Origin of the sequence: Bacillus sp. FSL K6-2944, from assembly GCF_038005385.1 — a bacterium.
GTDB classification, from domain to species: domain Bacteria; phylum Bacillota; class Bacilli; order Bacillales; family Bacillaceae_G; genus Bacillus_A; species Bacillus_A cereus.
In genome coordinates, this window is the sequence record NZ_JBBOTE010000001.1 from 3,730,635 (window position 1) to 3,753,682 (window position 23,048).

The following is a 23,048-nucleotide window of genomic DNA, read 5'->3' on the forward strand; positions in this document are numbered from 1 at the left end:
TGATAATCTAGGAGGTCACTTCATATTATCTCACTTATAAATAAGAGGCAGGAAGAAAAATTGGCGTGATAGTTAATATTTTTTTATTGGAGATGAAAATATGATCGTAATTAGTGCTTGTTTAGGTGGTATCGCTTGTCGGTATGATGGAAATGACAATCTCGTTTCAAAAATAGAGGAGCTTTTGCAAAAAGAAGATACAGTCCTCATTTGTCCTGAAATATTAGGGGGATTACCAACACCTCGCCCCTCAGCTGAAATTATTGGCGGGAATGGCGACGACGTTTTAGACGGAAAAGCGAAAGTGATGACAAAAGATGGTGAAGATGTTACAGAAGCTTTCGTAAATGGCGCTTATAAAGCATTAGAACAAATTAAAAATTTACACCCAGAATATATTATTTTAAAGGAACGCAGCCCATCTTGTGGTAGTTCTACGATTTACACTGGAGAATTTAACGGCAATAAGCAAACTGGGTTCGGAGTGACAACTGCTTTATTTAAAAGACACGGATTTAAAGTCATTTCAGAAGAAGAATTTGAAAGCAAAAAAAGGAATTGACCCTGTTCGTCAATTCCTTTTCTATCTGTCTTATTTCACGCCTAATTTTTCTTTCACTTTCGCTGGAAGCTCGTCTTTCTTTACTTCTTCCCAAGCTGATACACCTTTTTTATCTGAGTGATATACGCGTAGGAATGCTTCTTTACGAAGATTTTTCACAGCTGTAAATTCTAATTCTTTTTCTTTACCTTCTTTATCAAAGCCAGTCAACTTATATTCATAATCTTTAAATTTTTGACCATTATCAGCTTTACTATGAACTTCTTTTCCATCTACTGTAATTTGAACGTAGTACTCATCTTTACCCATACGGTTTAAATCACAACCAACTAACAAACTTGCAAATACAACTAAAATACTAAATAGTGCAATGTATCTTTTCATTTCCTTCACCTCATATGTTTTTTCTTATATTCTTATCTTAAAGCCCGGAGCTTAAAGAAGAAATTCAAAAACATGACATGAACATTACACTTTTGTAAGATAATAATTATTTCTTCACTTTAGAAATCGTCATTCCATCACCAATTGGAACGAGTACAGATTGTAAATGCGGGTCGTTTGCTATCATTTCATTAAACTTCTTCATAACTTCTGTATAACGTTTTTGTTTCGCACGCTCATCAGCTACACTACCGCCAATAACGTCTTTCACGCCAATTTCGCCACTTATCACGTAATTTCCTTATACCGTTTATTACGCCTTCTATTATGCCCTCAATTATAATCTCTATTACAAGATATCTTACTAAATTAATAATAGGTTTAATTACGTATTTCCTTATGAATTCAAGAATATCCTCCATCATATTTCCCTCCTTTTTTTCAAAAGGAAGCTGCTACTCCTCCGCGTCCTTTTACGTCCAATTACAATTGCTGCCCTACTGCGGCATATATCAACAAAACTAATACGTCAACAACATCCACAATAACGCTATTGAATTTGGAAGAAACTTCGGTAAATACTAATACTATAACATGGCTAAAACAATTATTTTTTCATCTATATTTGGGGATGCTCCCAAAAACTTTATAAAATCAAAGACAACTTTACTACAACTCTTCCCGTAACTAATTTATTATCGTGGTAAACCGTCTTCCACTACATCCGTAACAGTTCCATTCGGTTCAAAGATTACACGTAATGATCCTTCTCCACCATAACCAGTATAGTCATATACTGAATAAGATTTATATTTCTCAATCACATGTGGCTGTCCAATTGCAGCTTTTACCTGATTCGCGGGCATACCTTTTTTGATTTTCAAATAGTGATTGTAACTTACTGCTGCCGAATTGTTATTTACATCTTTATACCACGGTACACGATCGTTTTTTTCTTCATATTCCTTTACAGGCTCTTCAATACGTTTCGTAGATACCCGATTCTCCTTATCTTTATCTGTATCCTTTATAGCAGTACGTTCAATATTCACAACGTAACCATATGTATTTAATTCAACCATAATTTCATATGTACCATCCGTATCTTTTTCAGTATAAAATACGCGTTTTTCATTATTATTATAATGTTTTATATTCTCACCACCGTAGTCAATCGTATTAAGAATATCCGTATACGTCATACCTTCCTCAATCTTTTGAGATTCATCATGAGAAATATAACGCTTCTTTGATGATGGAGCATCCTCATTTTTAATACTTTCACGTTTACTCGTGGTCATAGGTGTTTTCTTCTGATCTTTTAATACTTCTTCACCTTCGGCCTTCGCTGGTTGCTTTGCTCCTACTTTTGTTAATACGTCTGTATCACTAGAACACGCTCCCAAAATCGATACTGTAGTCAACGCCACCCCTACTATAAGTACTTTCTTAAATAACTTCATTCTAATCCCCCCGGTGTTTTTTAATATCTAGTAATCAACGTATTTTAATGAATACGGAACTATTCAGTTCTATACAATTTGCTATAGCCTTCTCCCTCATACACCTTTTTTATATAAAGTGAAACTTTAATCAGCCCTCACCAATCGGGCTTTTATGGGATAAATCTACCTATTAGTAATAACCGGTGAAACTACAGCTAGTCCGAACACGATCGCCAATCATCTTCGTTACAAATATTAACATTAAATACAACTAATAAATAGTATATTTCTTCTATTTATTTACATTTCCGTTACGAAATCTTATCTTAAAACGAGCAATATGAAACTGGAATTCACAATATAAATCACATATACTACATATAATAACATTTAAATTAAATTCCAAAGTAACTTTACATGCATTTTCTGTTTTAACGCCAAAAGAAAAGACCTTTCTAACGATTTTATTCCATCGCTAAAAAGGCCTTTTCTATTTCGGCTAAAAACTTAGCACTCTTCTGGTTTACCAGCATTCGTCGCTGTACGGAAAGATGATCCACATCCGCATGATGCGATTGCGTTTGGATTGTCGATTGTGAATCCACCGCCAAGCATAGATTGTTTATAGTCAATTTTTACTCCTTTAACAATTGGAGCACTTTCTGTATCGATAACAAATTCAACACCGAAAAACTCAAGAACTGTGTCGTCTTCTTTTGGTTCTACTTCAAACCCTAAGCCGTAAGAAAGACCGCTACATCCGCCGCCGTGTACAGCAAGGCGCACATACTTCTCTCCATCTTCAGCATCTTTTAACATATCTTTAATTTGAAAAGCTGCTTGTTCTGTTACTTCAATCATGAAATACACCTTCCTTTCTGTTCTTAGTCCATTATACATCTTTACGCTTCTATCTTGTACTCATACACTCCGCGGCAAATTACTTCCGCAGGTCCTTTCATCAACACGTTTCCTTCTTCAGTCCACGCAATCATTAAATCGCCACCAGCTAAATGAACAGTAATTTCCTTACCGCGTTCCATCTTTCCATTTAAAATAGCAGCTACAACTGCAGCGCACGCTCCTGTTCCGCAAGCTTGCGTTACACCAGATCCACGTTCCCAAACGCGGAAGTTCATCTCGTCATCATTCAAAATTTCGATAAACTCAACATTTACTCGCTCTGGAAACATTTCATGTGTCTCGAGGACTGGTCCAAGTGTTGTAAGAGGTGCTTTTTCTACATCATCAACCAAAATAACCGCATGCGGATTTCCCATTGAAACAGCTGTAAATGCATAACGATGATTATTATATAAGAAGTTTTCACGAATAAATGGCGTTTCACCTTCACCAAGCATCGGTATTTCTGCACGTGTTAGACGCGGTGCCCCCATATCAATTTTCGCTAATGTCACGACACCATCTTCTACTGTTACTTCAGCCGTTACAATACCAGCTAACGTTTCAATTGTGAAAACTGTTTCTTCTACTAGTTTATGCTCATACGCATATTTCGCTACGCAGCGCAAACCATTACCACAGCTCTTTCCTTCAGAACCATCATTATTAAACATGCGCATTTTCACCGGAGCTACGTCTGAAGGGCAAATTAAAATCATCCCGTCTGCTCCAATACCAGTATTAATATTTGAAACCTTTCCCGCCACAAGAGCTAAATCTTCTTTAGGAATTTGCTCTTCAAACATATTTACATATATATAACTATTGCCAAGACCATGCATTTTTGTAAAAGAAAATTGGCTCATTTGTATTCACTCCAAAAATAATTTGTTATTTTAAGTATAGAATGCATGCTTTTAGAACACAATATGAATGTCCCCCGTTTCTCATATTTGACAACGTTTGGCGATGAGCCACTCTTACACAATTTGTGTAAGAAAAAAGCCCTTCTAAAAAGGGCCTTTTTTTATTTATCCCACTATTTTCAATTGGGGAAGGCTAATAATCAGCATTAGCCTTCCCCACAAAATAAAGTTTTATCTAATGGAAAAGGTGCTGCTAATTCGCAACACCTTAAAACATTGGATTTTCATCCAAATACTCATATACATTATTAACAAGCTCTTCTACTGTTGCACCTTGTACAACTTCACCATTTACAAGTGCAAACGGTCCTTCAAAACAAATACCACAATACCCTAGACAACCGTACTCCATTACATCTAAATTCGGATCTTTTTCTAATTTTTCTAGAGCTGCTTGTGAACCACTTGCAAGGTTACCTACACAAAATTCAATTAATGGTTTAATCAAAATTCTCCCCCCTGTACTACAAAACAAATTACCTTTTCACTTTATCTATAAGAAGAAAACTAAGCTGTTTCTTGTTGTTTTCGTTACACAGTCTAAACTATTTAGTTACTTCATTACTTCACTTCAAAGTAGATGACTTCTTCTATATAACATGCTACTTCCAATGAAATAGTAACTACAAAGGAAAAACAGTTTATTTTACTTTTCTTCTTATTGTACAACAGAGTATTCATTCATGCATTGTTATTTGTTCACAAATTCGATATAATTTGATTGAGTAAAGTCAAAATATTTTATTAATATAAAATTTTATGATTAGGGGATATTTCAACAGAAAAGGGGTAATCCATCATGAAACACCTCGTAATACTAGGTGGCGGCTACGGTGGAATGAGAATTCTGCAAAGGCTACTTCCAAGCAACCAACTTCCAGATGATGTACAAGTGACATTAATCGACAAAGTACCATATCATTGCTTCAAAACTGAATATTATGCATTAGTTGCGGGTACTATTTCAGAAACGCATATTCGTATACCGTTTCCTGAACACCCACGCCTCAATATTCAATACGGCACAATAACAAATATTGACCTCGAAGAAAAAGCTGTTCATCTCGATGGCGGCGAAGCAATCCAATATGATGACTTAATTATCGGACTTGGCTGTGAAGATAAATATCATAACGTTCCTGGGGCTAGGGAATATACACATAGTCTACAATCAATTGAACAAACACGTAAAACATATGAACAATTAAATAGTCTAGAACCAAATGCAACAGTAGCTGTTGTTGGTGCTGGCTTAAGTGGCGTTGAAGTAGCAAGTGAACTTCGTGAAAGCCGTTCTGATTTAAAAATCTATTTATTTGATCGAAAAGATAGAATTTTATTCCCGTATCCAGAGAAATTAAGTAGATACGTAGAAGAATGGTTCGTAAAACATAAAGTTAATATTATAAGAAACTCTAACATTACAAAAGTGGAACCAAATATTGTGTATAATCACGATGAACCACTTGAATGTGATGCAATTGTCTGGACAGCTGGTATTCAAGCAAATGAAGTTGTTCGAAACCTTCCAGTTGAACAAGATGGTAGCGGACGGGTTGTCTTAACGAAATATCACAATATTCCAAACAACGAGCATGTTTACGTTGTAGGAGATTGCGCAGCACTTCCACATGCACCATCTGCCCAACTTGCTGAAGGTCAAGGAGAACAAATTGTCCAAATATTATTAAAACGTTGGAATAATGAACCACTCCCGGATGAACTACCTGTTATTAAATTAAAAGGTGTTCTAGGATCTCTTGGTAAGAAGCATGGATTCGGTTTACTCGCAAACCAACCATTAATGGGACGTGTACCGAGATTATTAAAATCTGGTCTTCTTTGGATGTACAAATATCATAAAGGTTAATACTTTACAGGCTGTCTACTATGTAGGCAGCCTCTTTGCATCAGTTTTTAAAAATTATCAGACACATCTTTCTCAATATTTATAATGATTTATTTTTCATTTTTATATTAAAAAATATTGATAAACATTGTATGCTATTTGTAAGTTGTTTTATTATTTCCTTGAAGACCGAATTCATTCGGTCTTATTTTTTATGTGATAAATACTTTTGTAGGAGGCATTACATTCCACTTATGAACTTATCGAAACTAAACAATCGAATAGAAGCGAAAAAGAAAGAGTTAATCTATCTCGTTGAACGATACGGATTGACTCATGATAAAGTGATTTCTTTCAGCCAAGAATTAGATCGTTTACTTAACTTATTAATAAAACTCAAGACGAAGAAAAAACGTTGCTCTTTATAACCGTTATCTTCTCTTTTTTGATACGATATAACTAGAATCAGAAAGGAGCGATTTATGTTTATATTAAAAAACGTTATATATAAAGATATACTATACATTCCTTATTTACAGATTCAAAAAGAAAAGATTACTTGCATTATCGGTGAAAGCGGAAGCGGAAAAAGCACGTTGCTTCGCATGTTAAACGATTTACAATCTCCAACATCCGGCACAATTGAATATAATGGAAAATTAATTTCTGATTATCACCCTATTCAATTACGTCGTGACGTAGTTATGCTTGGGCAAACTCCACCTATTTTTGATGGAACCGTTAAAGACAACCTATTAATGGGACTTCGTCTTTCTGAAAAACCATTTCCAAATGATGATGCCCTGCGGAGTGCATTACAAACCGTTAGCTTAGACAAGCAATTAGAAGATAGCGCCTCCTCACTATCTGGCGGTGAAAAACAAAGACTTGCCTTTGCACGTATCGTACTTATGGATCCGCCTGTCTATTTATTAGATGAACCTACTTCAGCATTAGACAGTGATACAGAACGCCACGTTATGAAACAATTTACTGAACTAGCACGAAAAAAGAAAAAAACAATTATCTTCATCACACACTCACAACAACTTCCAGAAGAAGTTGCAGACGACATTATTGAGATTAGTAAAGCAAACGGTGCAACTAGAAAGGAAGTGCTCTCTGTTGAAGGGCGTTATTGAACTCCAAATTTGGCAACTTGCAGCTGCCTATATTTTCATTCTTATTTTAATTGGACTTGTAAAATTAAAAGGAATACCTCGCGAAAAACAAATCGCGCTCGCAACATTCCGTATGACGATTCAGCTCGTACTTGTTGCATATGTCCTTACATACGTATTTGAAAACAGTAATCCATTTTATACAATTGCTCTCATTACTTCTATTACTACCTTTGCAATTTTTAATATTTATAAACGAGTTAACATCCCAATGTCTAAAGAATTAAAACGAGTAGCCGCCCTTTCCATGGTCGCTGGATCAATTGGGCCACTTCTACTATTTATCTTTGTTATTATCGGACATGATCCGTGGTATGCTCCGCAATATATCGTCCCTATTACAGGAATGTTAGTTGGGAATGCCATGACTGGTGTTTCTCTCGGCGCAAATACGTTCTTAAACAATATGAAATCGCAAAGAGGTCAAATTGAAGGTGCACTTATGCTCGGCGCAACACCGAAAGAAGCAGCTGCTCCGCTCATTCGAGACGCTTTTGACTCTGCTATTTTACCAACAATTAATTCTATGGTCGGAATGGGAATTATAAGCTTACCAGGCATGATGACTGGTCAAATATTATCCGGTATATCACCATTCACAGCCATTCAATATCAAATCGCCATCATACTCGGTATTTCTGGAAGTACTGCCTTTGCTATCATTATCTTTTTACAGCTTGGATATAAAACGTTCTTTAATAAGCGATGTCAATTGAAAGAAATTGACTATGGTGCACGGTGAATCGTGCGTAGTTCACGATGAATGAAATTATATTAACGATTTTTTCAATATATCTATCATAACTTGCAATATATCAACGATTTTTCAAATATATCTATCATAACTTGCAATATATCAACGATTTTTCAAATATATCTATCATAACTCAGAATATATCAACGATTTTGTACGAAATATCGATTTACCGACAAAAAGTGACATAATAAAAAGAGGAGGCTATTTGCCTCCTCTTTTTATTTGTATTACGCCTTCTTCACGAACTGTGATTTTAACTTCATAGCTCCGAAACCGTCGATTTTGCAATCGATATCGTGATCGCCATCAACTAGACGGATACTCTTTACTTTCGTACCGATCTTCACAACTGAAGAAGTTCCTTTTACTTTTAAATCTTTAATAACAGTAACTGCATCGCCGTCTTGCAGAACGTTTCCGTTCGCATCTTTTACAACTTTTGCACCATCATTATTTTCAGCTTCTGCTTCTTGGCCCCACTCATGAGCACATTCTGGACATACGAAAAGAACGCCATCCTCATACGTATATTCTGAATTACATTTTGGACAATTTGGTAAAGTAGCCATAAATTCATTTCCTCCGTTCATTATTTATACGTAAAAATCAAAATTGATGTTTACATCTCGATAAATAAAATTTGTATAGCATTTCTTTATAGTGCCATAGTCTCACGTTATTGACAAGCCTACCTCAAATTCTCATTTTTTATTGTATTTTACAAAATTTCAATTCGTATGCCTTTTTTCTATTTGTTCTTCTACTAATTTTAAAAATCTTCGTTGTGCATTTTTATTTTTTACGAGCAATCGAACTCTTAACTTACTTTGTAAATATGAGCGAACTTTGTAGTTCGTAATAAATAACTTTCGATACTTCTCGTCTTCATATATCATTCGAAACCATTCATACTGCTGCAAGTAAAGTATGTTAGCATCAATCTTTTTCGTGTGTAAACCCGTACTTAAACTAATAGATCCTATTAGAGCTTCTATTAATACTGAAATCATTTCTCTCCCCCTAATAAACAAAAGAAGAACCTTCACAAGATTCTTCTTTTCAAAATGAACGAGTTCCCTCTAGAAACCCCAATTATTTTCTTCAATGTAAATTTGATATTCTTCTACTTCTTCTTCACTTAACTTCTTATTATTTTCATATACCTCTTGCCACTCGAAATAATCTTCATCGAAATAAACAGCAAATTTAATTTTCACGTTTTTCTTCTCTGTATAATCATAACCAGTAAACTCTACTACGTCATAATCTTTTTCTTTCTTCACAAACTTCCAAGTTGGATTATCAGTCATAATCTCTAAAGTAACCCCTTCGCCACTTGAACGAACAACGTTTTTAATATTCGGCTCAGTTGGTAAAAAGGACAGCCCGAACGCAGCTAATCCATACACAATCCCGACTATAATCTGTAAACCAATCATACCAGCAATACTCACGCCGCCCTTTGATTGTAAGAAATACGCCTTCTCATGATCAGACGCATCTTCTCCCTTACGAAAAACACGAACAGCCTGCTTATAATATAAACGGTTTCCTTGCCATCCAGTAAATATCATCATTCCTAATTGAAGAGCTAAACTAAATGTTACATAAATCCCATCTGGAATATCTATAAAAGGGGGTATAACTATACTAGGTATAGCCAATAACGCAAATATAATAAATAACTTATACATTTTACGATAAGCTAACCAAAAAGTTGGGAAGAAAAAGGCTACCCAATTCCATGTATTCCCTTGCGCTGGATTTTCTACTTTACCCCACTTAAAGTCATAATAAGCTGTATTCTTTTGAACAACTTTATGTAATTCTTGTGGAGAAATCGTTTCTTGTAAAACCGTGTCCTTCACGTACATCATCCTTTTCTTATTTCTATATACATTTATTGTATATGGACAAAATGAAGGAATCTAACAAAAAGTACACATATTTCATAAAAATGAACGGAAATCGAATATATTCCGACAATTATCCGTTTCTTATTTCATTTTACTTTTAAATATATTAAAATAATCATGTATCATATCTTTAATACACTAAGTTAATTATTTTATATATTCACTAAAAAGGATGCATCAAAATCATTTTTATACATCTTTTTTAGTGAATATATACTACTATTTTAAAACAAACATCTCGACTTAAGAGCGCTCACAAATTAGCCTTCTACTATTTCAAACATATTTCCACTTACACAACTAATGAATAGTCCATTATTACCTTCCTCAATTGATACAATAAAATCTATTACAACAACATTTTTAGGAAGTTTAATTATATTTTTTACTTCGCCACATTCAGCATCAAGTATTATCAATTCTAAATTTGAAGTTGCAATGTAAATTTCTCCATCTTTATATAACAGAACCTCTGTAATATCATGTAGAGTAGTATTGTTCCAAAGCACTTTACCTGTTTGAATATTAATACCACAAATTCTGCCTTCTCCTAAGGACAATACCATCATCTCTCCGATAAGAAATGGAGGCAATTCAATTTCAAAAGACATATTTACTTCATATAACTTTTGACCGCTCTTATGATCATAACATTGTATTTGTCTACTTACCCCTTCATATCCATACTCAGTTCTTGTTAATAGTATTTTTGCTTCCTTTGATTCAATGCAAGAGTACCATACCTCATCAAAAGCTTTTTCAAAAATTAAGTTACAGCCTTCTTTTCCATATTCCCACTTTTGTAATACCTCCATTGCTACACATATAAAATGTTCATTAGTTAAAGTAACTGGTTCATTTGGATTACAATCTTCCATCATTTGTTTCCATCGTGTAGAAGCATCTAATAATTGAATGGCAATTGCAACATTACTATATGCATCAACTTCCCCATCTTCATCAAAAGGATTCCCTGCTAATACATAGTAATCTGTGCCAAGATGGCACTGCAATTTTTCTCCTCCGACTCGAACATTCTTTTCCCATACTTTTACTCCACTTTCAAGCTCTAATAAAACATTGTAGCCTTCTTGTGTAATAACTAGTAAACGTGGTAACTCTTCTCCCGTAGTTTTTACATCTTGTATAATATGCCCTTCTATTTCTAAATCCCATAGAAGCTCCCCACAACTTGATGAAATAGCGTACAATTTCGCCATACTTTCTCCAAATCTATTTGCATGCCAAATAATTACGACACCATTCACAGTAATGCAATTACAATCTTCTACTATTGGAATACGGCACTGCCAAATCTCTTCTTTCGTTTCACTATCGAGTTTACGAATTCTGTGGTTATTTTCCTCTACATAAAAGATACTCTTCTTATCATGAGATAGTACTGGAGTAAATATCGGTTCAACCTCTCTCCCTTTTAAATACTTCCATTTTAATTCATACTTGTCACTTGTAGAATGATAAGTTCGATACATAATTTCGTCATTTCCATTTACAAGTTTAGGAACAAATGGATCAATTTCTAACATTCTATGGTAAGCATCTTTGATTCGAAAAGAATCAAATCCACTCATGTAAATCTGCCCTATCTCCTTTTTAAGAAACGAAAAAAGTACTCGTAAAAATTGCTCGCTATCAACACTAGCTAATTTCTTGCCTCTCTGATTAATAATGAGAAATTCCCCATCTTTCTTCTTAAATTCCATCTTTTTTTCATATTCATTTAAGAAAATTGTAGCGTCATCATATTTAAAAACCTCGATACAAGCATCAAACAGCTGACAAATCGGTCCTATTATGTCTGTTTTTTCTTGAAACACAATTCTCTCATCTATACTAAGTACTATTTCTCCAGCATTTTCTGTCGGCAGTTTATTTAGTTCGATTTGAAACTTTTTCATTATTTCCTCCCTCTTAATCACGTTGGAATACTATGTTTCTTTCCCCCACATTCCCCTTCACTTTCTCAATAATATCTTCTATACGTTCCGCTATACATTCCAGCTCCCATTCTCCCTCACCGTGCATAGCTGTATAAACTGGACAATTCTCATCATTACTATCTACAAAAATCGGGTCTCCAAGATATGAATCTATCCCTATTACAATCCATCCTTCTTTCCAATCTCCTTCTTCATTCCCGACTAAGCTTTGTCCTTCTTCATCAAAACTATAACCAAGTTGCCCTTCTTCTATTTCTTCACTATTAAACAATTCTATCGTCATAGGTTCAGATTCATACTCTAGCTCAATTTCATTATCCTCAGCACGATCTACATGTGCTAAAAGTTGTTTAATTTTATTATGGTTAATCATGATATCTTCTCCATTCTATCTTTTAAAAATCTAATTTTATTCATAATGAGCTGCCGCAAGTAACATTTGAGCAATAAACTTCCATGAAATATTTTCTGGAAACTTCTCTCCTTGATTTATATAAACCGATTCACAAGAACCTAACCAACTATTTAATGCCTCTAAATAAGTCTCTACCTCTACATTCTCCCATTCATCTTTATTCACTTTAAAATCCTTTTGGAGGTATACAAGAAATTTTAATAAATCTTCTTTAGAATTTACGTGATCGAGGTATTCATACACATCCATACTCCGTCCCTCCCTCTATTGCGTGTTATCTAAACTAACTATAATATATGACATAAGATTCTTAAAACTATTATTTGAGATAATATGAAGCGACCTCCTAGATTATCAAGTCAGGGATTTTAACCCATAATAATGAATGAAAACATTATGAATGGGGTTATACCCTATGATAATAGGAGGCCACTATGGAAAATATAATCTATATTGGGATGGATGTCCACAAGGAAAGTTTTAGCTTATGTGCACTACACGGAACAACTGGGGAAATTGTAAGAGAAGCACGATGTGCTTCAAATGTATCTCTCGTAAAAAAATTCGTTGAGAAACTGAAAACAAAATATGGTGAAGATATAAAAATTAAAGCTGGATATGAGGCTGGTTGTTTAGGGTATTCACTTCATAATCTTCTTGAACAAAATGGAATTGATTGTGATATTTTAGCTCCCACAACAATGTACAGTTCATCAAAAAATAAAATGGTTAAAAATGATAAATTCGATGCCAAAATGATTGCTCTTAATTTAGCAAATGGCACCTATAAAGAAGTATATGTTCCAGAAGAAGAGGATGTTGCCGTGAAAGAGTATATCCGCATGTTAGGTGATTTTAAAACATCTTTGAAAAAAATAAAACAACAGATAAAAGCATTCCTTTTAAGGCATGGCTATGTGTATGAAGGGAAATCAAGCTGGACAATCGCTTATATGAAATGGTTAAAGAATCTTGATCTACAAGGATTATTCAAAGAAACGTTAGGCGAATACCTATTACAGTATGATGTTCTAGTCGATAAAATTGAGCGGTTCAGTCTGAGATTAGAAGAATTATCTCATCGTGAAAGGTACGAAGAACCAATCGCAAATTTAAGATGCTTAAAAGGTATAGATACAACATCGGCAATGACTGTTCATGTGGAAATTGCAGACTTCACTCGTTTTCCCACGGCTAAAGCATTTATGGCTTATGTAGGATTGACACCAAGCGAAAGCTCAAGTGGAGAAAAAATCAGTCGACGTTCGATTACAAAACAAGGAAATTCGACCGTTAGGTCTACTCTTGTAGAATGTGCAAATGCGTTGGTAAAAGGAACAATCGGATTAAAATCGAAGCGAGTGAAAGCAAGACAAAAAGGGCAACGAAGCGAAGTGATTGCTTATGCGGATCAGGCTGTAGAAAGGTTACAAAGAAAATATTATCGCATGATATATCAAGGGAAACCTAGAAATGTTGCCGTTACAGCTATCGCAAGAGAACTGGGGTGTTTTATATGGGGATTAGAAACAGGTAAAATTCACCGAAAATAAAGAGGGAAGGATATGAAGTTGATTGATTCATTCATAGTTAGAAACCAAAGGTATCAATTGATGGCATAGATGAGCTTCAGAGATAGTGAATTACAGGTCTGGCTATCTATGACTCACCTCTTCTGGCATGGCTGAAATTCTGATAAACAAGCTATTTATTAGAATTTGAAAAGGTGTGATCCACGCAGTGAGATTATAAGAGCCTAACGACGAACCATTAACCTGAGGTAACCAATCCACGAATAACAGAGTGGTTAACTGTCGATAGATCTTATTTCTGAAGCTTTTGTATGCCATCAAGAAAAATATTATGGGTGAAAAACTATTGACAAAGGTCACTTCATAACAGGTGACCGAATATGAAGAGTACAATTTGGGCAGACGATGACTATTTAAAACTAGCACCCATTAACGATGAACTAATCAAAAAAGCAGAAGAAGTACTGAACGTAAAGCTTCCAGAATCATATATAACCCTTCTAAAAGAACAAAATGGGGGAACTCTTCGTCTCGATGTTCACCCTACTTCAAAGCCAAATTCTTGGGCAGACGATCACGTTAATGTATCTGGTTTATATGGTATTTCTTTTAATGAAAATGAATCTAGTATTTTAGAGAGCCGCTATTTAATTCGAGAATGGGAAATGCCTGAGAATATCGTACTTTTATCTGGTGATGGACATACATGGATTGCATTAGACTATCGAAATGTAGCTGAAAATCCTCCAGTTATATTTATCGATAATGAGTTTGAGGAAATTATTGAATTAGCACCTAACTTTGAAAGTTTCTTACAAAACTTAACTACTTATGAATATGACGAAGAATAAGCCTGGCTCTAAAAAGGAGCAAGATTTTATTACAAATTTACACGCCACTTTAAAACCACTCGGCTTTAAGAAAAAAAGACATACATTTTTCAAAGCTGAAAACGGATTTTATAAGCTCATTAACATACAAAAAAGCCAGTTTGGAGATGATTTTTATATAAATATAGGAGTTCACCCTATCGGTCTCCCGCAGCTTATTACGAACCAATTACAAATAAAAGAAAACATTTCAATATTCGCTTGCATTCTACAAACAAGAATAGAGCCTATACATATCAAACAGAACCAGCTATTGCACAATGTTTCACATGAAACTATCAACATTCCGAATTACCTTTCTACTATTTTCGACTGGTTTCAAACGTGGGCATCTTATGAAAATTTAGTGGAAATAAATATACATTCCATTACTCCGGTACTAGCTGTCGTTCCAATATTAGAAGAAAAAGCGTTTCTACTTCTTACCTGTTTTTCTTTCTACAAATTAAGACAGTACGAACAAGCTAATCGCTACTTCCAGCAATATTTACATTGCACCGTGCATCTGAATACCGAGGAAAAAGAGCCCATATTCTTTCACGAAGTTGATATGTATATGAAAAAACTAGTAGAAAGTACAATGTAATTTCACATTGTACTTTCTACTAGTGCTTTATATTCCTCTTGTAACTTTTTAAATCGGAAACATGTTATCCCCCTACAACTCCCGAGTAATATTCATTTCTTCAAATGAATCCTTACTAACTTCCAATCCTTCACTATCTTCCGTTCCAATCATTGCTACTTCTTCTTTGGACAACTTAATTTCCTCATTTGGACTTTGGATTTTTTTCTTATACACGAGTTGTAAAAGCTCTATTTGTTCCTCTGTCAGTTCATACTCTTCTTCTAGTCTTTCTATTGCTGATGCTGTATCAAGTAATGGAATTTCTAATAAGAATCCGCCGTGCTCTTCCATCTCTTCAAATGAATCAATTGAATACGCACCGCTATCCTCAATCCAAAATGCAGTTGTAATAAAAGGAACTGTTTCGCCTTCTACTTCTTCTAATACGTATTGAAGTGCTTCTTCTTTCGCAATATCTATTACTTCCGAAGGTGCCCCTTCAAAATAATTTTTCGCATCAATCCACTCATCAATTCTCTCGCTATTCACATCTTGAAGACATACAATCGTGTAATTCGGATGAAACGTAATTGTCCCTTGTCCGCCTTGGCTATCTTGCATACTATAGTTAAATCCATCCCATGAACTTTCATGTGAGAAATCTGGACAATGCGCTACATTAATTGCATGGGCAATCGAATTTAAAACGCATCCTTTCCATAATTGTTCTCTATCTATATGTAATTTATATTTACTCATCATCTTCCCCCATGCGCATATTTTTTTCTATTATCTTTCCTCTACACAATACTTGTAAATACTTTTCTATCTACTACAAAATAAAAAAGACAATACCCCCCACTGTATTGTCCATTTTCTTCCCTACCATTTCTCTCTACACGTCTCAATTAAATGCAGTAAATACCTCTTCGTCATATCTGCTCTTCTCCACCTTGAGAGCATTCGCTTTTCTTTTGGATTGTGCCGTATTCTCGCTACTTCTTTTAATAAGAGCTCCCATTCTTCCGCTGAACGTTCTGACAAGTATTGCAATCCTCTATCTTTTGAAACGATTGTTTTATAATCTAGTGTATATAAAATGCGTCCCATCGTAACGACAGCTGATTCTACCCACTCTTCTATAAAAAATAAATATGGCTTCTTCGCCTTTTCACTCCAGTACTGTTCTACGTTGTATTTCATCGTATTTACTACATCATTCCATTGTATTTGCAGCGGAAGATCTTCTGCTTCTTTTCCTGTAACTGTAATGCCTTGATTTTTCAACGTCCACCATGTGACCGCATTAATGTCCCAATGACCAACATTAGCTTTACCATCTGCACAATACACGTACTCGTTCATTTCATCATTGTATTTCCCTAAGTCAGCAAGCGGAATATACATACCGTCCATTCTTTTACCTAGCGTATTGTCACTAAGTTTCTTATGTAGTTCCACAAGCTGCTGTTTTTCAGCTTCATTCACGGAATCATTTATCACTGTAACAAAATCAACATCGCTCGTTTCCTTATGAAATGCACCTAGTGCGATGGATCCGTAAATATATACCCCGACTATTTTTTCATCCAAAAAAATTTCTTTTAATTCTACTGTGTACCGCTCCATTAACTGTTGTACTTCCGTTGGTAACGCATGCTTCACTCCATTTTTAATATCTATCCCTCCAATAAAAAAGCCTTTGCAAATTCGCAAAGACTTCTTGTTTTATAAATATTTCTCGATTTCTTCATAAACATCCTTCAAACGAGGATTTCCTTCTCCAACAATTTCTCCATTTACAAGAACGACCGGATAAAATAAATCTTCTTCCACTACGCGCTCAGCGAATGCTTTTTTATCTGCATCTTCTTGTTCTTCTTGGAAATCAATATACTCGAAATTAAATTTATTTTCTTGTCCTTCATATTTACGACCAATTGCCGCTTGTAACCATTCAAACGTTTCTGTTGAAGATGGCATTCCGACGCAGCTCGCACAAATTACTTTCGTCCCATACACTTGCACATTAACCATTTCTTCTCCCCCACTTCTTGTCCCAACAGTATATTCAGATGTCTTATTACATAAGCACATCATTTTACAAACTTATTCCATACCCCTATACTGAAAAAACACGATACAATATTTCGACAATAAAACAAGAAGAGAAAAAATAGATTTTCCCCTCTATCTTGATTATAATAAAACTGATGAAAGGAGTCGATAAAAATGGAAAACCCACATATGCAAGAACAAGTATTAGAAGTATTAGATAAATTACGTCCATTCTTACTTCGCGATGGCGGAGACGTTGAATTAGTAGACATTGAAGAAGGTATCGTAAAACTACGCCTTATGGGTGCATGCGGAAGCTGCCCAAGTTCTACAATCACACTAAAAGCTGGTATCGAGCGCGCGTTACTTGAAGAAGTACCAGGCGTTATCGAAGTAGAACAAGTATTTTAATTAAAAGCGGAAGCGGCTCGTTCAGAACAGGAGGTCATTGGAGCTCCTGACGAAGAGGCGCTTTTTGCCTCACAGGAAGGCGCGAAATGGCCGACTGTTCTAGCCGCTGGAGCTAGATATTAATCTAAAAGCAGAAGCGGCTCGTTCAGAATCGCCTTCTAAAAGGAGACCAAATTTGGTCTCCTTTTTTATTCAAATCACATTTATCCGTTAACATCATAAAACAAAATTGGAAATCCTTCTCAAAAAATGCGATAATTAATACTATATAGTGAATCGTTCACACATATACAGTAAAAAAACATAGGGGGACGACAGATGCCAAAAATGGGGAACACTTTTGTAACAATTCAAGAACTAGAAAAGAAAAAAGAGTATTTATTAGGCCTTTCATCCGTTATACCAACATGGAATACAAGCTATCAATTTTTATTTAAAGAAATCCAGCAAGAATTATTGGGTAAAGTAAATGAAAAGCTCGAAAGGCATCAATTCGTTTTAAATATATGTACAGATCAACAGGTAGGGGCATAATGTATTACATAAAATTGTGGTATATAAAAAAGAGACCTCACTCGGTCTCTTTTTTATATTTTTAAGATAACCAATCTAATTTTCTAATCCCGAGCTTATCTACTGGTAAACGAAGTGAGCCATAAAAGTACTTCATAAATTGCTCTGAGCGGTTTACATCGTGTAAAATGGCTTCTAAGCGATCTCTATATATGCTTTTTTGTTCTTCGTTTCCAGTTTGATAATATCGTTCGACCGTTTCAAAATAGTGAAGCGGGAACAGGAGCCTTGCAAATAATAAACGCCAACCAAATGAGGACAGCGAGTAATTCCGTTCATAATCTGTAACAAATTGAACGATTGTTTGATCCCAGTCTTTCTTTTTTTCAATCATCATATAGCGAATCCATTCTGCTATATCTCGAGTTGGGTGATCATACACCCAATCAAAAGGGAGTTTGAGACGCTTCGTTTGATGCCATAATAAAGGTGTGAATCGTTCTTGGCAAATTGTCGCTGCATCCGTTAGTTGCGGCGTATCATCCATTTCTGTATCAACAACATATTGAATGGCATTTTCTGCAACTCCTAAGTAATACGGGAAGGATTCAATAAACAATTGATCGAATACGTCTGTAGGGTGGTTCATCACTTGTGATTGCCAAAACTTTTCTAACTGATCGAGTCTCTTTTCCCATAACGCTTTCCATTCACCAATGCGGCTTAATTGCTCGATTTCTTCTGGAAAGAATGCACCTCGTTTATGGAATATAGAAAGTTCACTTCCTAATGACGTAGCATGTCGTTCTAACGCTCGCATACCTTTTAATAAGCAGTAATTTTGTTCTTCTATCTCACTTACATAGTAGCCGTGTATAGTTGGAACGAAAGTCGCTACAGTTATATCCCCTTGCTGGTTCATATAGTCACTGAGCTTTTTCATCTCTACAAGTACTTCTTCCTCCATTTCTCCAATTGGAACAAGTACATAAATTTTGTTGCGAATCCAAAAGCTTTTATAGGGGCCAAGGGGGATTAATTCTTTAACATGCATGTGATAATGCTCATAAATATGCTGAATCATCGCAGTCGCCACCTATGGTTTTTCTTTATATATATGAGCTTGTGCTCGCCTTTCATTCCTATGCACATGATAAAGCAACGAAACGTATACAAATACTAAAAAGAAAAAAAGGTGATAAACATGAAAGAATCAAATCAACTACAAGAAAGAGCATTACAACTATTACAAGAACGTGGTGTAACAATTGACGATATTGCTGAACTTGTTCATTTTCTTCAAAAAAAATATCATCCAAATTTAGAGATGTCAGAATGCCGTTACAATGTAGAACGTGTACTATCAAAACGTGAAGTACAAAACGCACTGATTACTGGTATCGAGCTTGATGTCCTTGCTGAAAAGGGAATGCTAAGTGAACCGTTACAAGATATTGTAAAACGTGATGAAGGCTTATACGGAATTGATGAAGTTATCGCACTTTCTATCGTGAACGTGTACGGCTCTATCGGTTTCACGAACTTTGGATATATTGATAAATTAAAACCTGGTATTTTAGAATACTTAAATGATAAATCAACTGGAAAGGTGCATACATTCCTTGATGATATCGTTGGCGGAATCGCTGCCGCTGCTTCAAGCCGTTTAGCGCACCGAGCTGAGCACTCAGAATAATAATGTTTTCTAGGCCGTCAGTTTCATGCTGACGGCCTTTCGTATTCCATAAGCATAAATTCTCTTCCGCGACTCAAAAAAATAGTCCCTTGTTTAAATCCGATATTTTTATATAACGTAATCGCTCTTGTATTAAATGTTGCTACGCTTAATCGAAACATTTTTGCATTAAACTCTTTCGTGGCAAACGCTATTCCAGCTTGGAAGAATTCTTTCCCTATTCCCTTCCCAGTTAACGCCGGCTTCATGCCAAGTCCGATATCAATCACATCTTCTCCACCATATAAATTAGCATCTCTTCCACCTGGCACTTGTGCATTTGCTCCAAAACAAAAATAACCGATGAGGTCTCCTTGATCGTCACAACAGCCATAATACGTTCCATCTAATAGCTCTTCTATTACTTCTTTCTCGCCTGAAAAACTATATAAACTATAAGGTTCCTCGTACGTCCACGTATTTATCTTCTTTGCTTCTTCTATCGTTAACTTATGTATATCCACTTTCTCTTTCCCCCTATTATATTTCTATTAACAATATTCGATATTCATCTTATAATTCATCTTTCTCAATATATTTTTTAAATTTATCGCTTCATTTTTATGGAAGATTTTTCTTATTATGTTACGATTAAACAGAATCATTACAAATAAGGTGGTGACAATTTGAATTACTTTTCTTATCTCTCCTCGGAAGAACGGCAAAATTTTTTCTATAAAGAACCTCTTAGTTTTTCAAAAAATATAGGGAAAGAACAACTAGCTTACGCACTAGGCGCCACACTATATACTCCTGGCACGAAAGAAACGATTGCGGAAGATATAATTAGAAAGAAACATGTGGATGCTACCTCAATTATTCTTTGTCTAGAGGACGCTATCAGCGATGAGGAAGTAAAACTTGCAGAGCAAAACATCGTCGTTCAAATACAGCAAATCGCTAACTTAGTCAGTGCCAACATACTAAATCAAGCAGACATCCCGCTTCTTTTTATTAGAGTTCGACAGCCAAGTCAACTGAAGACAATTGTTACTGAATTAGGTAGTGCTGTTCATTGTTTATGTGGTTTTGTCTTTCCAAAATTCACACCGATTAACGGAAAGACTTATATCGATCAGCTTGCATATATAAACGAGTTATACTCATTATCGCTATATGGCATGCCGATTTTAGAATCCCCCGAAATTATGTATAAGGAAACACGGGCAGAATCATTATTACAAATAAAGGATTTACTAGATTCTTATCACGATTACATCTTAAATGTACGTATTGGTGCTACTGATTTTTCAAGTCTATTCAGTATTCGGCGCAATAAATACACACCTATCTATCATATTACCGTTGTCCGTGATTGTATTTCAGACATTATTAACGTTTTCTCAAGGGCAACAAATGAATATATTATTTCAGGATGTGTATGGGAATATTTTTCTAATGATCATGAAGAAGGGCTTATTCAAGAGGTATCACTTGACCATGCAAATGGCTTAATCGGAAAGACAGTTATTCACCCATCTCATATTAAAGTTGTACAGGCAATGCACATTGTCACAATGGAAGATTATTTAGATGCGAGATCAATTTTACAAAATGCAGATACGTATAATGGAGTGCTAAAAAGCAGTTTTTCTAACAAAATGAATGAAGTAAAACCTCATTATGGCTGGGCTCGCAAAACCATTTTAAAATCTAATATTTACGGGGTGCTACATGAAAACAAACAATTCACCGATCTCCTTATTACAAACGCAAAGCAACACGTATAACGTTTTAAATAATATACAAGTCCATGTAGAAGTACGTGATAATCCATATAATTTAGCGCTAGACAATCTTTTTCAAATGGCTGCGAGAATAAATAAGAAACGTAGTTTTTTATTTGTGAGTACAATCCTTGGAAAGCATCTTCCTATTAAACCTGCAGTCTCTCTATCAAGTGGAGTTGCTCTCGCTGCAAGATATTTGGAAATACTACATAATATTTCTCATCCATTTCAAAAAGAAATTTTAAATCTCATTTCATTAGAAATTGATGAAATCCCAGAGGAAGTATTTCGTTATCAATATCCTCTGCAAGAAGAAGTTGTGTTCATCGGATTCGCTGAAACAGCGACAGCACTTGGTCATTCTATGTTTCAATGCTTTCAAAATGCAAAGTATGTGCATACAACTAGGGAATCGATACCCCACCTAGAATCTGTCATTACATTTGAGGAAGAACATTCTCATGCAACATCGCACCGTTGTTATGTAGATGAAAGCTTTTTTCAAAACAACAACCCGATTGTTCTCGTAGATGATGAGATGACAACAGGAAAAACAGCATTAAATATTATTAGATCTATTCAAAATAAATTCCCACGAGAAGAATATATAATTGCTTCTTTATTAGACTGGCGTTCTCATACTAATAGAAAACAATTTAAACAATTAGAAGAAGAACTTCAAATTAAGATTCATGTTATTTCTTTATTAGAAGGCAGTATTCATACAACTGGTCAACCATTAAATATTGCAAAAACAGATATTCAAATTAAAGAAACAAAACCTGATTTCAAAAAGCATACCCTTACCTGTCCAAAATCACCCTATACATCAAATTATATAAAATATACTGGGCGATTTGGCATTTCAGCATATGAACAAAAGCACATTCATTCTTTCGCTCAAGAAGCAGGAAAAACTTTAAAAAGAGAAAGAATGGGAAAACGAACACTCTGTCTCGGAACGGGTGAATTTATGTATATCCCAATGAAAATTGCTGCTGAAATGGGTGAAAATATTTTATACCAATCTACAACAAGAAGCCCTATCCATCCTGTTTCAAATGATGTAAACTACGCCATTCATAATCATTTCTCATATCCAAGTCCTGAAAATTCTACTATTACAAATTACTTTTATAATATTTCACCTGTTATGAAGTGACCTTTGTCAATAGTTTTTCACCCATAATATTTTTCTTGATGGCATACAAAAGCTTCAGAAATAAGATCTATCGACAGTTAACCACTCTGTTATTCGTGGATTGGTTACCTCAGGTTAATGGTTCGTCGTTAGGCTCTTATAATCTCACTG

At 35.0% G+C, this 23,048-nt stretch carries 29 protein-coding genes and 1 pseudogene; 13 read left to right on the top strand and 17 right to left on the bottom strand.

Annotated elements, in window-relative coordinates; all coding sequences use genetic code 11:
• Window positions 1–100 precede the first annotated feature (100 nt).
• Window positions 101–562 (top strand): DUF523 domain-containing protein, encoded by a 462-nt coding sequence (locus tag MHH55_RS19085; protein ID WP_000635481.1) that lies wholly within the window; start codon window positions 101–103, stop codon window positions 560–562.
• A 30-nt stretch (window positions 563–592) separates the two neighbouring features.
• Here the strand turns inward: MHH55_RS19085 and MHH55_RS19090 are convergent, their stop codons facing one another.
• The 6 genes from MHH55_RS19090 to MHH55_RS19115 form a co-directional block, all read right to left on the bottom strand.
• Window positions 593–946 (bottom strand): YxeA family protein, encoded by a 354-nt coding sequence (locus tag MHH55_RS19090; protein WP_078187094.1) that lies wholly within the window; start codon window positions 944–946, stop codon window positions 593–595.
• A gap of 106 nt (window positions 947–1,052) precedes the next feature.
• A complete protein-coding gene (locus MHH55_RS19095; RefSeq protein ID WP_017656985.1) occupies window positions 1,053–1,238 on the bottom strand; it encodes a methyltransferase in 186 nt (61 codons plus the stop codon).
• Between the two features lie 403 nt (window positions 1,239–1,641).
• A complete protein-coding gene (locus MHH55_RS19100; protein ID WP_078187095.1) occupies window positions 1,642–2,409 on the bottom strand; it encodes a hypothetical protein in 768 nt (255 codons plus the stop codon).
• Window positions 2,410–2,898: 489 nt separating this feature from the next.
• On the bottom strand, window positions 2,899–3,252 hold the full coding sequence (locus tag MHH55_RS19105; protein WP_000573826.1) for a HesB/IscA family protein: 354 nt from the start codon (window positions 3,250–3,252) through the stop codon (window positions 2,899–2,901).
• Window positions 3,253–3,293: 41 nt separating this feature from the next.
• Entirely contained in the window at window positions 3,294–4,160 is an 867-nt protein-coding gene (gene dapF, locus MHH55_RS19110; RefSeq protein WP_078187096.1) for a diaminopimelate epimerase, read from the bottom strand.
• A gap of 268 nt (window positions 4,161–4,428) precedes the next feature.
• Window positions 4,429–4,668: a YuzB family protein gene (locus MHH55_RS19115; RefSeq protein ID WP_000595026.1), complete on the bottom strand. Its 240-nt coding sequence runs from the start codon at window positions 4,666–4,668 to the stop codon at window positions 4,429–4,431.
• A gap of 351 nt (window positions 4,669–5,019) precedes the next feature.
• Here MHH55_RS19115 and MHH55_RS19120 point away from each other — a divergent pair, with 351 nt between their 5' ends.
• The 4 genes from MHH55_RS19120 (at window position 5,020) to MHH55_RS19135 (ending at window position 7,992) form a co-directional block, all read left to right on the top strand.
• The gene (locus MHH55_RS19120; protein ID WP_000682068.1) at window positions 5,020–6,090 is read left to right on the top strand and encodes an NAD(P)/FAD-dependent oxidoreductase; all 1,071 of its coding nucleotides are present in this window, start codon (window positions 5,020–5,022) and stop codon (window positions 6,088–6,090) included.
• A 233-nt stretch (window positions 6,091–6,323) separates the two neighbouring features.
• Window positions 6,324–6,497, top strand: coding sequence for an aspartyl-phosphate phosphatase Spo0E family protein (locus tag MHH55_RS19125; RefSeq protein WP_001054091.1), 174 nt, complete (start codon window positions 6,324–6,326; stop codon window positions 6,495–6,497).
• 54 nt (window positions 6,498–6,551) lie between these two features.
• The gene (locus MHH55_RS19130; RefSeq protein ID WP_078187097.1) at window positions 6,552–7,211 is read left to right on the top strand and encodes an ABC transporter ATP-binding protein; all 660 of its coding nucleotides are present in this window, start codon (window positions 6,552–6,554) and stop codon (window positions 7,209–7,211) included.
• Window positions 7,195–7,992, top strand: coding sequence for an ABC transporter permease (locus tag MHH55_RS19135; RefSeq protein WP_078187098.1), 798 nt, complete (start codon window positions 7,195–7,197; stop codon window positions 7,990–7,992). Before MHH55_RS19130 ends, MHH55_RS19135 begins: the two co-directional genes overlap by 17 nt.
• A gap of 242 nt (window positions 7,993–8,234) precedes the next feature.
• On the opposite strand, the gene phnA is transcribed toward MHH55_RS19135, so the two are convergent.
• The 6 genes from phnA to MHH55_RS19165 all read right to left on the bottom strand — a co-directional run bounded on the left by phnA (window position 8,235) and on the right by MHH55_RS19165 (window position 12,548).
• A complete protein-coding gene (gene phnA, locus MHH55_RS19140; RefSeq protein WP_000212737.1) occupies window positions 8,235–8,576 on the bottom strand; it encodes an alkylphosphonate utilization operon protein PhnA in 342 nt (113 codons plus the stop codon).
• A gap of 159 nt (window positions 8,577–8,735) precedes the next feature.
• Window positions 8,736–9,017, bottom strand: coding sequence for a hypothetical protein (locus MHH55_RS19145; RefSeq protein ID WP_139362479.1), 282 nt, complete (start codon window positions 9,015–9,017; stop codon window positions 8,736–8,738).
• 69 nt (window positions 9,018–9,086) lie between these two features.
• Window positions 9,087–9,884, bottom strand: a complete 798-nt coding sequence (locus MHH55_RS19150; protein WP_002026505.1) for a DUF2628 domain-containing protein — start codon at window positions 9,882–9,884, stop codon at window positions 9,087–9,089.
• Window positions 9,885–10,183: 299 nt separating this feature from the next.
• Window positions 10,184–11,842 (bottom strand): outer membrane protein assembly factor BamB family protein, encoded by a 1,659-nt coding sequence (locus MHH55_RS19155; RefSeq protein WP_048538398.1) that lies wholly within the window; start codon window positions 11,840–11,842, stop codon window positions 10,184–10,186.
• A 13-nt stretch (window positions 11,843–11,855) separates the two neighbouring features.
• On the bottom strand, window positions 11,856–12,257 hold the full coding sequence (locus tag MHH55_RS19160; protein WP_078187100.1) for a hypothetical protein: 402 nt from the start codon (window positions 12,255–12,257) through the stop codon (window positions 11,856–11,858).
• A 36-nt stretch (window positions 12,258–12,293) separates the two neighbouring features.
• A complete protein-coding gene (locus MHH55_RS19165; protein ID WP_000383680.1) occupies window positions 12,294–12,548 on the bottom strand; it encodes a DUF7660 family protein in 255 nt (84 codons plus the stop codon).
• A 185-nt stretch (window positions 12,549–12,733) separates the two neighbouring features.
• Here MHH55_RS19165 and MHH55_RS19170 point away from each other — a divergent pair, with 185 nt between their 5' ends.
• From MHH55_RS19170 to MHH55_RS19180, 3 genes are all read left to right on the top strand, one after another.
• The gene (locus MHH55_RS19170) at window positions 12,734–13,852 is read left to right on the top strand and encodes an IS110 family transposase (protein WP_340880263.1); all 1,119 of its coding nucleotides are present in this window, start codon (window positions 12,734–12,736) and stop codon (window positions 13,850–13,852) included.
• Between the two features lie 359 nt (window positions 13,853–14,211).
• The gene (locus MHH55_RS19175) at window positions 14,212–14,682 is read left to right on the top strand and encodes an SMI1/KNR4 family protein (protein ID WP_002025033.1); all 471 of its coding nucleotides are present in this window, start codon (window positions 14,212–14,214) and stop codon (window positions 14,680–14,682) included.
• Entirely contained in the window at window positions 14,669–15,307 is a 639-nt protein-coding gene (locus MHH55_RS19180; RefSeq protein WP_048538396.1) for a DUF4304 domain-containing protein, read from the top strand. The genes MHH55_RS19175 and MHH55_RS19180 overlap by 14 nt, the downstream gene beginning before the upstream one ends.
• A 72-nt stretch (window positions 15,308–15,379) precedes the next feature.
• On the opposite strand, the gene MHH55_RS19185 is transcribed toward MHH55_RS19180, so the two are convergent.
• The 3 genes from MHH55_RS19185 to MHH55_RS19195 form a co-directional block, all read right to left on the bottom strand.
• Window positions 15,380–16,048: a hypothetical protein gene (locus MHH55_RS19185; RefSeq protein WP_078187101.1), complete on the bottom strand. Its 669-nt coding sequence runs from the start codon at window positions 16,046–16,048 to the stop codon at window positions 15,380–15,382.
• A gap of 123 nt (window positions 16,049–16,171) precedes the next feature.
• Window positions 16,172–16,966, bottom strand: a complete 795-nt coding sequence (locus MHH55_RS19190; RefSeq protein WP_000788486.1) for a nucleotidyltransferase domain-containing protein — start codon at window positions 16,964–16,966, stop codon at window positions 16,172–16,174.
• Window positions 16,967–17,017: 51 nt separating this feature from the next.
• Entirely contained in the window at window positions 17,018–17,326 is a 309-nt protein-coding gene (locus MHH55_RS19195; RefSeq protein WP_000248588.1) for a YuzD family protein, read from the bottom strand.
• Between the two features lie 195 nt (window positions 17,327–17,521).
• Here MHH55_RS19195 and MHH55_RS19200 point away from each other — a divergent pair, with 195 nt between their 5' ends.
• Together MHH55_RS19200 and MHH55_RS19205 are read left to right on the top strand one after the other, a co-directional pair.
• A complete protein-coding gene (locus MHH55_RS19200) occupies window positions 17,522–17,758 on the top strand; it encodes a NifU family protein (RefSeq protein WP_000431159.1) in 237 nt (78 codons plus the stop codon).
• A 318-nt stretch (window positions 17,759–18,076) separates the two neighbouring features.
• Window positions 18,077–18,292 carry a hypothetical protein gene (locus tag MHH55_RS19205; RefSeq protein WP_001125507.1) on the top strand — a complete coding sequence of 72 codons (216 nt, stop codon included), beginning with the start codon at window positions 18,077–18,079 and terminating at the stop codon, window positions 18,290–18,292.
• A gap of 61 nt (window positions 18,293–18,353) precedes the next feature.
• Here MHH55_RS19205 and yutH read toward each other — a convergent pair whose 3' ends face one another.
• The gene (gene yutH, locus MHH55_RS19210) at window positions 18,354–19,355 is read right to left on the bottom strand and encodes a spore coat putative kinase YutH (protein WP_078187102.1); all 1,002 of its coding nucleotides are present in this window, start codon (window positions 19,353–19,355) and stop codon (window positions 18,354–18,356) included.
• A gap of 120 nt (window positions 19,356–19,475) precedes the next feature.
• On the opposite strand from yutH, the gene MHH55_RS19215 reads away from it, so the two are divergent.
• Window positions 19,476–19,967 carry a phosphatidylglycerophosphatase A family protein gene (locus tag MHH55_RS19215; RefSeq protein ID WP_000665103.1) on the top strand — a complete coding sequence of 164 codons (492 nt, stop codon included), beginning with the start codon at window positions 19,476–19,478 and terminating at the stop codon, window positions 19,965–19,967.
• Between the two features lie 23 nt (window positions 19,968–19,990).
• Here MHH55_RS19215 and MHH55_RS19220 read toward each other — a convergent pair whose 3' ends face one another.
• Window positions 19,991–20,470, bottom strand: coding sequence for a GNAT family N-acetyltransferase (locus tag MHH55_RS19220; RefSeq protein WP_000351157.1), 480 nt, complete (start codon window positions 20,468–20,470; stop codon window positions 19,991–19,993).
• Between the two features lie 162 nt (window positions 20,471–20,632).
• Here MHH55_RS19220 and MHH55_RS19225 point away from each other — a divergent pair, with 162 nt between their 5' ends.
• Together MHH55_RS19225 and MHH55_RS19230 are read left to right on the top strand one after the other, a co-directional pair.
• Window positions 20,633–21,736 (top strand): HpcH/HpaI aldolase/citrate lyase family protein, encoded by a 1,104-nt coding sequence (locus MHH55_RS19225; protein WP_025686784.1) that lies wholly within the window; start codon window positions 20,633–20,635, stop codon window positions 21,734–21,736.
• Window positions 21,681–22,886 (top strand): annotated as a pseudogene (locus MHH55_RS19230) (phosphoribosyltransferase family protein); the annotation flags it as partial. The gene MHH55_RS19225 and the pseudogene MHH55_RS19230, both read left to right, overlap by 56 nt.
• Window positions 22,887–23,048 lie beyond the last annotated feature (162 nt).